The following is a 13,542-nucleotide window of genomic DNA, read 5'->3' on the forward strand; positions in this document are numbered from 1 at the left end:
GCCCTTGCCAAGCCCTCCCTCAACCCGCTCCGCTCAGGCCGCCTGGACCTCCAGACGCTCCCCGAACTCCCGCACGGCGGGCTCGTCCCCGTACGGCTCCAGGCGCTGCTGGAGGTCCTCCAGATAGTCCGCGCCCCGGTTGGAGCGCAGCGTGGACAGGAGCTCCACCGCGCGGGTGCCCGTGGCGCACGCCTCCTCGACCTCGCGCTGCTGGACCTGCGCGGTGGCGAGCAGGACGAGGCCGATGGCGCGCCGCCTGGCCCGCGACTCGGGGTGCCCGGCCAGCGACTCCTCGGCCCGCCGGGCCGCCGCCTCCGGCTGGCCCAAATCCCGGTGGCAGTGGGCGAGTTCGTCCGCGAGGTAGGCGTGGTCGAAGTGCGCGATCCAGCCCGGGTCGTCGCCGGACTCGGGGTCCGCCGCGTCCAGCGCGGTCAGCGCCCGGCCCGCCACCGTCTGGCAAGTGCGGGCGTCGCCGAGCAGCGCGTGTCCGCGCGCCTCGGCCGCGTAGAACATCGCCTCGGCGCGCGGGGTGACCCGGCCGCGCGCGCCCTCCTGTGCGGCGCGCGCCAGTTGGGCGATCTCGCGCGGATTGCCGAGCTGCGCGGCGAGGTGGCTCATGGAGGCGGCCAGGACGTAGCCGCCGTACCCCCGGTCGTCGGCGGCCTGGGCGAGCCGCAGCGCCTGGATGTAGTAGCGCTGGGCGAGGCCGGGCTGGCCGGTGTCGACGGCCATGTATCCGGCGAGTTCGGTGAGCCGGGCGACCGCCGCGAACAACTGCCGCCCGACGGACTCCCGGTAGGACCCGGCCAGCAGTCCGGACACGACGCTGTTGAGGTAGTGGACGACGACCGGGCGCACGTGCCCCGCTCCGAACCGGTGGTCCAGCTGCACCAGCGCCTCGGTCATCGCCTTGACGGCCTCGACGTCGGCGGTGCCCACGCGCTGGCCCGCGTTGCGCGCGACCTGCGCGTCGGCCCCGGTGATCAGCCAGTCCCGGCTCGGCTCGACCAGCGCCGAGGCCGCCACGGTGGAGCCGGACAGGAAGTCGCGCCGCCCCACGTCGCTGCGCCACAGCTCGCAGACCTGCTCGATGGCGCCGAGGACGGTGGGCGAGAACTGGAGCCCCACCCCCGAGGCGAGGTTCTTGCCGTTGGCCATGCCGATCTCGTCGATCGTGACCGTACGGCCCAGCTTGCGGCCGAGCGCCTCCGCGATGATGCCGGGCGCCCGCCCCCTCGGCTGCTGTCCGCGCAGCCAGCGCGCCACGGACGTCTTGTCGTAGCGGAGGTCGAGGCCCCGCTCGGCGCCGACCATGTTCACGCGGCGGGCGAGGCCGGCGTTGGAACATCCGGCTTCCTGGATGAGCGCCTGCAGCCGTTCGTTGGGCTGGCGGGCGACGAGAGGCCTGGCTGCCATGAGAACCCCCTGGAGCGGCAGTGATCAGCACAGTGATCATTGCCCTGCGAATATGCAGAGAAACGAGGGGAATCGGGAATATGGCGTCATTGCCAGAATTCCTGTGTGCTTCCCCCGCATATGGCTACCCGCCGACCGACACACAGCCTCACGCGCGCCCCCGCCCATGCACCCATGCGCCCCATATGCAGGACCGATACCGCTGATCCCACGCTCGCCGAGCCCGTAACCCTCGGTGGTGGGCGGAGTTGAGTCCGTCGTGGAAGAAACCATCACAGGCACGGTCACGGATACGGAATCCGCACAGATCCCCAAGCAGCGCGGCGAACAGCTCCTGGACAGCGCCGTACGGTACGCGGAGGAGCGGCACTGGGACGTCTTCCCCGGCACCTCCCTCGAGGCCCACGAGGGGGTCGAGCGCTGCTCGTGCGGTGACGCGGCGTGCCCGAAACCGGGTGCGCATCCGGCCCGGCCCGACTGGGCGACGCAGGCCACCGGCAGCGCGGGCGCCGCCCGCCGTCTGTGGTCCAAGCACCCCCGTTCCTCGATCCTGCTTCCCACCGGGCGCACCTTCGACGCCATCGACGTACCGGAGTCGGCCGGGTTCCTGGCGCTGGCCCGCATGGAGCGGATGGAGCTCACGCTCGGCCCGGTCACCTGCACCCCCGACCGCCGGATGCTCTTCTTCGTACTGCCCGGCGCGGGCGCCAAGGTCCCCGATCTCGTCCGCAAGTTGGGGTGGACGCCCGCCTCGGTCGACCTGATCACGCGCGGCGAGGGCGACTACGTGGCGGCGCCGCCGACCCGGGTCGGCGGGTCCGGCGCGGTGCAGTGGGCGCGCCGCCCGACCCCCGCGAACCGCTGGCTGCCCGACGCCGAGGAACTGATCAGCCCGCTCGCCTACGCCTGTGGACGCGAGGCCGCCGCGGCGAGGTCGCGCCGCCCCTAGCGCTCGCGCCGCCCCCGGCTCCTATGGTGTCCAGGTAGACATCATCACGGGGACGAAAGGCACGAGCATGCCGGACCAGGCGTCCAAGACATCGGCGGACACGGCGGGCGGAGCGCGTACGGCGCCGCCCGCCGTCCGCGTCCAGGGACTGTGGAAGCGCTTCGGGGAGCAGATCGCGGTCGCGGGGATCGATCTGGAGCTGCCCGCGGGCAAGTTCATCGGTCTGGTCGGACCGAACGGCGCGGGCAAGACCACCACCCTGTCCATGGTGACCGGGCTGCTCCGGCCCGATCAGGGCACGGTCGAGGTCGCCGGGCACGACGTGTGGCGCGACCCGGTCGCCGTGAAGTCCCGCATCGGCGTGCTGCCGGAGGGGCTGCGCCTGTTCGAGCGGCTCTCGGGACGCGAACTCCTCGGCTACTCCGGGCGGTTGCGCGGTCTGCCCGGCGCCGAGGTCGACAAGCGGGCCTCCCAGCTCCTGGACGTACTCGACCTCGCGGGCTCCCAGCACAAGCTGGTCGTGGACTACTCGACCGGCATGCGCAAGAAGATCGGGCTCGCCGCGGCGCTGCTGCACAACCCCGAAGTGCTGTTCCTGGACGAGCCGTTCGAGGGCGTGGACCCGGTCTCCGCCCAGACCATCCGCGGCGTCCTGGAGCGTTACACCGCCTCCGGCGCCACCGTCGTCTTCTCCAGTCACGTCATGGAGCTCGTGGAGTCGCTGTGCGACTGGGTGGCCGTGATGGCCGCGGGCCGCATCCGCGCCCAGGGCACGCTGGCCGAGGTCCGTGGCGACGCTACCTCGTTGCAGAGCGCCTTCCTCGAACTGGTCGGCGCGAGCGGCCGGGACACCGGGGACTCGCTGGACTGGCTCGGTGGCGGCGCCCGGTGACCGCGCCCACGCCCCACGCCGCCGCCCTGACGCCCCTCTTCGTACGCCTCAAGCTGTCGCTGCTCAGGAACGGGCTGCGGCAGTCCGGCGGGCGCCGGGCCGCCTACATCACCTCCGCGGTCCTGGCCCTGCTCTTCGCGGCACTGCAACTGTTGGGCCTGATCGCGCTGCGCGGGAACGAGCACGCCGGCACCCTGACCGTGCTGGCCGTGGCGCTGACGGCCGTCGGCTGGACCGTGATGCCGCTCTTCTTCCCGAGGGGCGACGAGACCCTGGACGCGACCCGGCTCGTCATGCTGCCGCTGCGGCCGCGACCGCTGGTCGGCGCGCTGCTCGCGGCCTCCCTGGTGGGCATCGGGCCGCTGTTCACGCTCTGCCTGATCCTCGGCTCGGCGATCGCCGTGGCGCACGGGACGGGCGCGGCGGTGACCGCGGTCCTCGCGGTGCCGCTGGCGCTGCTCGGGTGCGTGGCGCTCGCCCGCGCCGTCGCCACCGCCAACACCCGGCTCCTCACCTCGCGCAAGGGCCGCGACCTCGCCGTGCTGAGCGGCCTGGTCATCGCGGTCGGCATCCAGTTCGTGAACTTCGGCGCGCAGCGGCTCGGCCGCACCGGCGGCCTCTCCGCCCTCGACCCGGTCGCGCACGTGGTGCGCTGGCTGCCGCCGGCCTCCGCGATCGGCGCGGTCGACTCGGCGAGCACCGGCGCGTACGGCCGCGCGGCGGCCCAACTCCTGCTCGGCGCGGCCGGGTTGGGCCTCCTCCTGTACGCCTGGCAGCGCTCGCTCGTGCAGCTGATGACGACGCCGGACGGCTCGACGCTCCAGGCCGCCGACGCCGCCCGCAAGGACACCTCGGGCAAAGGCCTCGTCGCGCTGCTCCCCGAGGGCCGCACCGGCACCGTGATGCTGCGTACGCTGCGCTACGCCTGGCGGGATCCCAAGACCAAGGCCGCGTGGATCACCTCCCTCGCCATCGGCCTGATCGTGCCGGTCTTCAACGCCCTCCAGGGCAGCGGCACGGTCTACTTCGCGTGCTTCGCCACGGGCATGCTCGGCATGCAGATGTACAACCAGTTCGGGCAGGACACCTCGGCGTTCTGGATGGTGCTCCTGACCATCTCCTCGACCCGGGACGCCTATCTGGAGCTGCGCGCCCGGGCGTTGGCGCTGCTGCTCGTGACGCTTCCGTACACCCTGCTCGTGGCGGCGGTGACGGCCGGCCTGCTCGGCGACTGGGCGAAGCTGCCCGAGGTCATCGGGCTGGCGCTCGCGCTGCTCGGCGCGATGCTGGCGACGGGTTCGGTGGCGTCGGCGACGCTGGCGTACTCGATCCCGCAGGACAGCCGCAAGAACGTGGCGCCCGGGCAGGGCGGCATCGCGTTCCTGTCCATCCTGGGCGGGATGGCGGTGAGCACGGTGCTGTGCGCGCCGATGATCGCGCTGGCGATCTGGCTTCACGTGTCCGCCAACCACGACGCCCTGTGGCTGCTGCTCCCCCTGGGAGCCGCGTACGGCGCACTCATCAGCTGGCTCGGCCTGAAGGCGGCGGCCCCCCGCGCGGCGGCCCGCCTGCCGGAAATCCTGACAGCGGTCAGCACGGGCTGACACCCCGCCCCCGCAGGGCCCACAGTGCTGGGGGCGCGGGGAACTGCGCGACCAGTCGTCCACGGCCCGCGGACGAAAGCGGGTTTCAAGGGGCGCGGGGAACTGCGCAAGGGGGCCCAGGCGCGGCGTGGTTCAGGGGGTGAGCACCCCGTCGAGGAACGGCTCGATCGCGTCGCGCCACCCCTCCGGCTGGTCGTAGTGGACGAGGTGGCCCGCATCGGCCACCTCCGCGTACTGCCCCCGCGGCAGCACCCGCACCATTTCCTGGGCCTCCGCGCGGCCCAGCTCGCCGTCGAGGCCCCGTACCACCAGCGCGGGGCACTCGACCTGGGCCAGCTCCTCCCAGTGCGCGTCGTACACCCACGTCGCGCGGGACGTCAGCATCTGGCGGCGCGAGAAGACCGGGCGCCAGCCATCGGCGCGCTCGGCCATCACCTCGGCGAAGAACTCGCCCCGCGAAGGGCTCGGCCGCTCGACCCAGGGGTCGTCCTCGCCGAACCACCTGCGTACGTCGGCCAGCGTGGCGAACGGCACCGGCCAGGACTTGAACCAGTCCTCCCACTCGCGCTGGGAGGCCGCGCCGAGCGCCGAGGCGCGCATGTCGCAGATGACGAGGGCGCGGACCAGGTCGGGGCGCTTGGCGGCGAGCTGCCAGGCGGTGAGGGCGCCCATGGAGTGGCCGATGAGGGTGACGGGGGCGAGGCCCAGCTGCTCCACGGCGGCCTCGGCGTCGGCCACATAGACCTCGCGCGTGAAGGGGCCGTCGGCGGGTTTGTCGCTGCGGCCGTGGCCGCGCTGGTCGAGGGCGACCGGCCGGTGTTTCTCGGCGAGCCAGCGGGCCGTGGAGGCCCAGTGCGAGGCCCGGCCCATCAGCCCGTGGAGCAGTAAGACCCCCGGAGCGCCTTCGGTCTCCGCGCGGGCCTTGGGCTGCTCCGCGAACTCCCAGGCGGCGAGGCGCACCCCGCCGGTCCCCGTCACATCGATGCGCCGCACCATGTGCCCTGGCACCCCCTTCAGCCCCCGACAGCTCCCGAGTGGTCAGTTCACGGCAGAGTATCGAACTCGTATTCGAAAACTCACGTCTCTCGCGCAACACCCCTCGTTCGAGTGACCACGCTCAAGGATTGACGGAACGCGCCGAGGGGAGATCTTCTCCGGGAGGCGGGCCGCTCGGGGAAGACGGTCCGCGGGGGTCGACCCTGGGAGCTCGGGGCTCCGGGTCGACACCGGGGAGGACAGGCCCCGGCGCCGCGAGGTGCCGGGGCCCTGGTCTTCCCGGAGCGGGTCTGCGGGCGAAGACGCCCAGGCAGGGCCGGGTGCCGAAGGTGGTGCGAGTGGTTCGAACGGCATCATGCTGCCGCCCCCTCCCGTGCCGCACGCCTCTGCGGTCATATGCCTCAAGGCACAGCCTCGCACGCGATCCGCCCGGCCGCTGCCATTCCACCCGGAAACCGGCCTTCCCCGCAAGCTTCCCGCACCCTTCACGAAGCGCGCTCAACTGCCTTACGGGGAAAGGCCGATGACGTTCTGTCACAGCTGCCGGTCGGCGGGGTTCCGCGGCGGCTCCCGGACCCGCCGGGAGCCGATGCGGCTCGGTCCCGCCGGGCGCGGTGCCGTCCGGGTCAGCGCTTGGCGACGAACACGTGCGACGCGACGTCCGCGCCGAGCTCGGCGGCCTCGCCGCTGCTGCCCACCAGGACGCCGCCCGGCGACTGCGTCACGCTCACCACGGAGCCGGGCTGCACGCCCGCCCGCCGCAGCGTGTACATCAGCTGGGCGTCGGTCTGGATCGGCTCGCCGATCCGGCGCACGATCACCGTCTTGCCCTCGGGGCCCGGGTCGAGCTCACCCAGACTGATGATGCCGTCCTCCAGGAACGCGTCGGCCTCGGCCTTCTCGCCCAGCTCCTCCAGGCCCGGGATCGGGTTTCCGTACGGCGACTCGGTCGGGTGGCGCAGGAGCTCCAGGACGCGGCGCTCGACCGCCTCGCTCATCACGTGCTCCCAGCGGCACGCCTCGGCGTGCACCTGCTCCCACTCCAGGCCGATCACGTCGACGAGCAGGCACTCGGCGAGCCGGTGCTTGCGCATGACCCGCGTCGCCAGACGGCGGCCCTCGTCGGTCAGCTCCAGGTGGCGGTCGCCCGCGACCTGCACCAGCCCGTCGCGCTCCATGCGCGCCACCGTCTGGCTCACCGTCGGGCCGCTCTGGTCCAGGCGCTCGGCGATGCGGGCGCGCATGGGGACCACACCCTCCTCCTCGAGCTCGAGGATGGTGCGGAGATACATCTCCGTGGTGTCGATCAGTCCGGACATACGTGCCCCTCGATGCTGTGACATAAAAACGTCGTACCGCTGGCCCTGAAGCAATTCTGACGCATCGCGCTGACAACCGTGCCGCGGTGGCCGTCGCCGTCTTGACCGGCTGCCCGGCGAGACCGTATTGACAGGGGAAAGGTCCAGACCGCACCGTGATCGGCGCACGGTCGTAACCCCCCACCCCGGAAAGGGTCCTCGGCGATGAGCGAGAGCAAGCTGGCCGGTCAGTTCTTCGACGCCGCGATCGGGCTCCTGGGGCGGGTGCGGGAGGAGGAGTCGCTGAACATCGCGGCCGCCGGGTCCCTGATCGCCGACACCGTCGAGGCGGGCGGGCGGCTCTTCGCCTTCGGCGCCGGGCACTCCTCGCTGGCCGCCCAGGACGTGGTCTACCGGGCCGGCGGGTTCGCCCTGATGAACCTCCTCGCGGTGCCCGGGGTGGTCGGCGTCGACGTCATGCCCGCCACCCTCGGCTCCGCCCTCGAACGGGTCGACGGGCTCGCGGGAGCGGTGCTCGACTCCAGCCCCGCCAAGTCCGGCGACGCACTCGTGATCATCTCCCTGTCCGGGCGCAACGCGCTGCCGGTGGAGATGGCGATGAACGCGCGGGCGCTCGGCCTCAAGGTCATCGGGGTCACCTCGCTGGCGTACGCGGAGGGCACCAGGTCGCGGCACGTCTCGGGTACGTTCCTGCGCGACCACTGCGACATCGTGCTGGACAGCAAGATCGCGGTCGGCGACGCCGAGCTGACCCACGACGGCATCGAGGCGCCCTTCGCACCCGCGTCCACCGTGGTCACCAGCGCGCTGATGCAGGCGACGATGGCCGCGGCGGCCGAGGCCCTCGTGTCCCGCGGCATCGAGCCCCCGCTGCTGCGCTCCGGAAACGTCGACGGGGGCCACGAGTGGAACGGCCGCGTCATGTCCGAATACGGCGACCGCATCTTCTTCCGCCACTGAGGCTCCGCCGGGGCTGAGCTTCCTGAGCCCCAGCCCCCCGATCCCGCTCGGGGCTCCCCCGGGGGCGAGGCTTCCCTGGCCCCCGGCCCCGCCCCGGGAGTTGCTCGGGGCTCCGCCCCAAGCCCCGGCTCCCGAAGCCGTACGCCCGCCCCCCGGTGGACACGGGGCTCCGCCCCGGCCCCCGCTCCTCAAACGCCGGAGGGGCTGATTTTGCCTCCCCGCGCCGGACAGCTAGGGGCGCGAGGAACTGCGCGACCAGCCGTCCACGGCCCGCAGACAAAAAAGGCCCCCAGGAGCGTGGGACCCGCTCGACCACCCCCGCACAACACCCCCAAGGGGCGCGAGGAACTGCGCGACCAGCCGCCCTCGGTCCGCAGACAAAAGCCCCAGCAACGCTGGGAACCTCACGACTACCCACACGCAAGCCCCCAAGGGGCGCGGGGAACTGCGCGACCAGCCGTCCACGGCCCGCAGACAAAAAGCCCCCAAGAGCGTGGGAACCGCACAACACCCCCAAGGGGCGCGAGGAACTGCGCGATCAGCCGTCCACGGCCCGCAGACGAAAGGGGACCCGAGGGGCGGGAGGAATCGCGCGCTCAGCACCGGATTCCCAGGGGCGCGGGGAACTGCGCGAACGGCACCGGCGGCGCCGAGGCGGTCAGGGGGTCGGGGGGAGGGCCCCGGACAGGTCCAGGCTCGTCGCCACCCGCGCCGCCACACTCTCCGCATACGCCGCGTCCGGCCGCTCGAAGGCCGGCCGGGCCGCCGCGCGCAGGAAGGTCAGCACCCCCAGGGTGCGGCCGCGGCTGCGCAGCACCGCGCACAGGGCGTGCGCCGCGTCCGGCGGCCACTGGCGCTCCAGGGCCCACTCCTCGTCCGCACCCCCCGCGCTCGCCCGGACGGAGCCGACCCGGTCGACCGCCTGCAACGCGGGATGGCCCGCCGGATAGCGCACCGGGATGCCGCCGCCGACCACCGGCACGGCCGGGCCCGGCGCGCCGGCCGGGGTGGCCGCGGCCCGTACGAGGCGCTCCCCCGCGGCGAGGTCCACCAGGGCGTGGTCGGCGAAACCGGCCAGCGCGAAGTCCAGATGGCAGGTCGCCGCCTCCATCGGGTCCTCGCACTCGGCGGCGGCCCGCGAGGCGCGGTGCAGCTGGTTGGAGCGGAAGCGGAGCCGGTCCATCTCCTGTTCGGCGAGCTTCGCCTCGGTCACGTCCTGGAAGAGCCAGCCGACCCCGAGCGGCACCGGTTCCTCCGCCAGCGGTGACGCCAGCCTCAGGAACCCGCTGCGCCAGCAGCGCCGCCGCTCGCCCTCCGCGGTGCGCAGCGTCACCCACACCTCGGCGGGGCTGGCCGGAGCGCCCTCGGCCAGGACGTGCTGGAGCGCGCCCTCCAGGTCCTCGACGCCCTGGACGATCAACTCGCCGAGCGGGCGCCCGAGCAGGGTCGCGCGTCCGGTGCCGAGCGCGCGGGCGGCGTAGGCGTTGACGACGGTGGGCCGCAGGTCCACGTCGACCAGGACGACGCCCCAGGACCCGTCCTCGAACAGAGCCTCGCTCAGCGCGATGGACCGCTCCAGGTCGATCTGCGCGTGCACCTCGCTGAACGCGCAGTACACCCCGGCCGGGCTGCCGTCGGCGCCCCGGACGCCCGCCGTCTGCGTACGCACCAGGACGCGGCCGCCGTCCTTGCGCAGGAGGGCGAACTCGTGGACCTGGCGGCCCGGCGCGTCCATCACCGCCATGAGCCGTTCGCGCACCTCGTCGGCGTCTGCGGGCCGCACCGCCCAGCCCGCGAACCCCCGGCGTCCGACGGCCTCCCCGGCGGGCCAGCCGAGGATCCGCTCGGCCTCGCGGTTCCAGTGGGTGACCGTGCCGTCCGCGTCGAAGGCGCACAGCGCGACGTCCATCCCGTCGAGCAGCGCGGCGAGGAGGTCTCCGCCGGGTCCGGCCGGACCCGCGGGCCCGGGGCCGGTTCCGTCCGGAACCGGCGCACTGGCGGTCTCACTCCGGGAAGCACTCATCCTGGCACCCCCTGCAGGACGTGGTCGCCGCATCTCGCGGCTGACGCGCGGACTCACGCACGTCGGATCATTCAACTCGAACGTGACACAGCCCACACCGACTTCGGCGAAATCTTTTCCGGCCGACGGCGGTTACCGGCCGCCCCTGGACGCCTTGGCCGGGCGTGCCCATAGTGACGCCCATGACCTCTCTCGTACGCCATGTGACCATCGACTGCGCCGACGCCTACCGCCTCGGCGCCTTCTGGGCCGAGGCGCTCGACGGCTCCCTGGGCGAGGACGACGTGCCCGGCGACCCGGAGGCGCTCGTCACCGCCGACGGCATCTCCCTGCTCTTCATCGCGGTGCCGGACGCCAAGTCGGTGAAGAACCGCGTCCACCTCGACCTCCAGCCCCAGGACCGCACCCGGGACGAGGAGGCCGACCGTCTGGTGGCCCTGGGCGCCACCCTCGTCGCCGACCACCGCCGCCCGGACGGCACGGGCTGGCTCACGCTGGCCGACATCGAGGGAAACGAGTTCTGTGTGGAGCGCGGCGCCGGGGAGCGGGCGGGCGCCGAATAAATCGGTTGAGGGCCCCCGGACGGCTGCCTAATGTGTGGGGCACACGAGAAGGGAGGTGGTTTGACAGATGTATGCAAACCGGACGCGTGAGGTGACTGCGGGCTGACGCCTGCCAGTCGCACTCCTAGTGCGGGGCCGGCATGACGTCGGCCAATTCCCAGCAGTCACCGACCCGCGGGCTCGCCGGTACGTCCGGCCGGCTCCTCTCCGGAGGAACCCGAGCCCGCGGGTCTCTGCATGCCCCGGGGCCCTGCGGCCGAGGTCAGGGAGCGAGCCGGTCCACCCGCCAGGCCGCGCCGTCGGCGGCGTACCGGAGCCGGTCGTGCAGGCGGTTCTCGTGGCCCTGCCAGAACTCGACCGCCTCGGGGGCGACCCGGAAACCGCCCCACTGCTCGGGCGCGGGGACGTCGCTGCCCTCGGGGTAGCGGGCCGCCAACTCCTCGTAGCGGGCGGTCAGTTCGGCGCGCGAGGCGATCACGGTGGACTGGGCGCTGGCCCAGGCGCCGAGCCGGGAGCCGTGCGGCCGGCTGCGGAAGTAGCGCTCGGTCTCCTCGCGCGAGACGCGGGAGGCGGTGCCCGTGACGATGACCTGGCGGGCCAGCTGGTGCCAGGGGAAGAGCAGCGAGACGTACGGGTTGGCGGCGAGTTCGGCGGCCTTGCGCGAGGCGTAGTTGGTGAAGAAGACGAAGCCGTGCTCGTCGTAGGACTTCAGGAGCACCGTGCGGGTGGAGGGGCGGCCGTCGGGGGTGGCGGTGGCGACGACCATGGCGTTGGGCTCGTGCAGCCCGCCGGCCACGGCCTCCTTGAACCAGCGCGCGAACTGCGCCATGGGCGTGGCGGCCAGGTCCTCCTCCGCGAGGAGGGTGGTGCGGTACTGCTCGCGCATCGCTGCGGGGTCCAGATCGGTCACGCACCCATCCTGCCGCACCCTCGCCACCCGCCCGGCGGGGGCCCAGTCTGCCCGCGGCGGCGGGGCGTTAACCCTGCGCCGCCGAATTGCGGCAGTGTGCCGGATGTCACGCTTCCCCGCATCGGCGGGACCCGCCAAACTCTCGGCTGGGCCACTGTGGCCTCCATACACGTGAGGGCCCACGGCGGGATTCCTGACTGCCGTACGGGGCATGACCGAGGGACCCGGGGCGGCAGGGGCCGCCCGCAGCCCGACGCACACATCTTGAGGAGCCGCCTGATGTCCGACTTCGTACCCGGACTTGAGGGAGTCGTCGCGTTCGAGACGGAGATCGCCGAACCGGACAAGGAGGGCGGCGCCCTTCGCTACCGGGGCGTCGACATCGAGGACCTGGTCGGGCACGTCTCGTTCGGGAACGTGTGGGGCCTCCTCGTCGACGGGGCGTTCAACCCCGGCCTGCCGCCGGCCGAGCCGTTCCCGATCCCGGTCCACTCCGGGGACATCCGGGTGGACGTGCAGTCGGCGCTGGCCATGCTGGCGCCGGTGTGGGGGCTCAAGCCGCTGCTGGACATCGACGAGCGCACCGCCCGCGACAACCTGGCCCGGGCCGCCGTCATGGCGCTGTCGTACGTCGCCCAGTCGGCGCGCGGGCAGGGCCTGCCGATGGTGCCGCAGCGGGAGATCGACAAGGCGCAGTCGGTGGTGGAGCGCTTCATGATCCGCTGGCGCGGCGAGCCGGACCCCAAGCACGTCAAGGCGGTGGACGCGTACTGGACGAGCGCCGCCGAACACGGCATGAACGCCTCGACGTTCACCGCCCGCGTCATCGCCTCGACCGGCGCCGACGTCGCGGCCGCGCTGTCCGGCGCGGTCGGCGCGATGTCCGGCCCGCTGCACGGCGGCGCCCCCTCCCGGGTGCTCGGCATGATCGAGGAGATCGAGCGGACCGGCGACGCGACGGCGTACGTGAAGCAGGCCCTGGACAACGGCGAGCGCCTGATGGGCTTCGGGCACCGCGTCTACCGCGCCGAGGACCCGCGCGCCCGGGTGCTGCGCCGCACCGCGAAGGAGCTGGGCGCGCCCCGCTTCGAGGTGGCGGAGGCGCTGGAGAAGGCGGCCCTGGACGAGCTGCACGCGCGTCGGCCCGACCGGGTCCTGGCGACGAACGTGGAGTTCTGGGCAGCGATCGTCCTGGACTTCGCGGAGGTCCCGGCGCACATGTTCACGTCGATGTTCACCTGCGCGCGGACGGCGGGCTGGTCGGCGCACATCCTGGAGCAGAAGCGGACGGGCCGTCTGGTGCGGCCGTCGGCCCGCTACGTGGGCCCCGGCTCACGCGATCCGCGGGACATCGAGGGCTACACCGACATCACGGACATCAGCGCCCGTTGAGCGGGCGAGCAGGCGGCCGTCCACACATGGAGTAGCCGCTCGGTCGCTCAACGCGACAGTCCCGGAGGGTCGACCTAGCGTCGGAGTGTCCGGTTTTTTCCACCGAATGTGGAGTTCACTGTGAGCCTCATCCGACGCGCCGCCGTTGTGGTCGCGCTTTCCGCCGCCGTCATAGTCCCCGCCGCCGCGACCGCCCAGGCGGCCCCGCAGGCCGCCCCGCGCGTAGCGGCACACGACCACGACCACGACGGCGACTGCCACCATCACCACGGCTGGCAGCACGACCGCGATCATCACCTGCTGGACCTGGACCTGGGGCTCCTCTGACCCGGAACCCGTCTCCACAGCACGGGCGCGGGGGGGGGGGGGGGAGGGGGGGGGGGGGGGGGGGGGGGAGGGGGGGGGAGGGGGGGGGGGGGGGGGGGAGGGGGGGGGGGGGGGGGGGGGGGAGAAACAGCCCCCGCGCCGAGGCAGGTTGAGGGTGGGGGGGCCTCGTTCGTTTTGTTCTGCGGACAGGC

The 13,542-nt window shown here is 73.2% G+C and carries 12 protein-coding genes; 7 read left to right on the plus strand and 5 right to left on the minus strand.

What is annotated here, in order from left to right:
• Positions 1-33 precede the first annotated feature (33 nt).
• Positions 34-1,416 (minus strand): transcriptional regulator, encoded by a 1,383-nt coding sequence (locus AC07F3_RS30455; RefSeq protein ID WP_479117618.1) that lies wholly within the window; start codon positions 1,414-1,416, stop codon positions 34-36.
• 259 nt (positions 1,417-1,675) lie between these two features.
• On the opposite strand from AC07F3_RS30455, the gene AC07F3_RS30460 reads away from it, so the two are divergent.
• The 3 genes from AC07F3_RS30460 (at position 1,676) to AC07F3_RS30470 (ending at position 4,861) form a co-directional block, all read left to right on the plus strand.
• Positions 1,676-2,365 (plus strand): bifunctional DNA primase/polymerase, encoded by a 690-nt coding sequence (locus AC07F3_RS30460; RefSeq protein WP_479117619.1) that lies wholly within the window; start codon positions 1,676-1,678, stop codon positions 2,363-2,365.
• Positions 2,366-2,432: 67 nt separating this feature from the next.
• Positions 2,433-3,257 carry an ABC transporter ATP-binding protein gene (locus AC07F3_RS30465; RefSeq protein WP_479117620.1) on the plus strand — a complete coding sequence of 275 codons (825 nt, stop codon included), beginning with the start codon at positions 2,433-2,435 and terminating at the stop codon, positions 3,255-3,257.
• Entirely contained in the window at positions 3,254-4,861 is a 1,608-nt protein-coding gene (locus AC07F3_RS30470) for a transporter (protein WP_479117621.1), read from the plus strand. Before AC07F3_RS30465 ends, AC07F3_RS30470 begins: the two co-directional genes overlap by 4 nt.
• Before the next feature lie 132 nt (positions 4,862-4,993).
• Here the strand turns inward: AC07F3_RS30470 and AC07F3_RS30475 are convergent, their stop codons facing one another.
• Positions 4,994-5,857, minus strand: a complete 864-nt coding sequence (locus AC07F3_RS30475) for an alpha/beta fold hydrolase (protein WP_479117622.1) — start codon at positions 5,855-5,857, stop codon at positions 4,994-4,996.
• Positions 5,858-6,483: 626 nt separating this feature from the next.
• A complete protein-coding gene (locus tag AC07F3_RS30480; protein WP_100573958.1) occupies positions 6,484-7,176 on the minus strand; it encodes an iron-dependent transcriptional repressor DtxR in 693 nt (230 codons plus the stop codon).
• A 204-nt stretch (positions 7,177-7,380) separates the two neighbouring features.
• Between AC07F3_RS30480 and AC07F3_RS30485 the strand changes: the two genes are divergently transcribed.
• Positions 7,381-8,136, plus strand: coding sequence for an SIS domain-containing protein (locus AC07F3_RS30485; protein WP_479117623.1), 756 nt, complete (start codon positions 7,381-7,383; stop codon positions 8,134-8,136).
• 658 nt (positions 8,137-8,794) lie between these two features.
• Here the strand turns inward: AC07F3_RS30485 and AC07F3_RS30490 are convergent.
• Entirely contained in the window at positions 8,795-10,159 is a 1,365-nt protein-coding gene (locus AC07F3_RS30490) for a PAS domain-containing protein (RefSeq protein ID WP_479117624.1), read from the minus strand.
• A gap of 182 nt (positions 10,160-10,341) precedes the next feature.
• Here AC07F3_RS30490 and AC07F3_RS30495 point away from each other — a divergent pair, with 182 nt between their 5' ends.
• Positions 10,342-10,722, plus strand: a complete 381-nt coding sequence (locus AC07F3_RS30495) for a VOC family protein (RefSeq protein ID WP_469837827.1) — start codon at positions 10,342-10,344, stop codon at positions 10,720-10,722.
• A 262-nt stretch (positions 10,723-10,984) separates the two neighbouring features.
• On the opposite strand, the gene pdxH is transcribed toward AC07F3_RS30495, so the two are convergent.
• Positions 10,985-11,608 carry a pyridoxamine 5'-phosphate oxidase gene (pdxH, locus tag AC07F3_RS30500; RefSeq protein ID WP_479117650.1) on the minus strand — a complete coding sequence of 208 codons (624 nt, stop codon included), beginning with the start codon at positions 11,606-11,608 and terminating at the stop codon, positions 10,985-10,987.
• A gap of 303 nt (positions 11,609-11,911) precedes the next feature.
• Between pdxH and AC07F3_RS30505 the strand changes: the two genes are divergently transcribed.
• Both AC07F3_RS30505 and AC07F3_RS30510 read left to right on the plus strand, forming a co-directional pair.
• Positions 11,912-13,024, plus strand: a complete 1,113-nt coding sequence (locus tag AC07F3_RS30505) for a citrate synthase 2 (RefSeq protein WP_479117625.1) — start codon at positions 11,912-11,914, stop codon at positions 13,022-13,024.
• A gap of 120 nt (positions 13,025-13,144) precedes the next feature.
• The gene (locus AC07F3_RS30510; protein WP_479117626.1) at positions 13,145-13,351 is read left to right on the plus strand and encodes a hypothetical protein; all 207 of its coding nucleotides are present in this window, start codon (positions 13,145-13,147) and stop codon (positions 13,349-13,351) included.
• Positions 13,352-13,542: the final 191 nt, after the last annotated feature.

This window comes from Streptomyces sp. NPDC045846 (assembly GCF_056431605.1).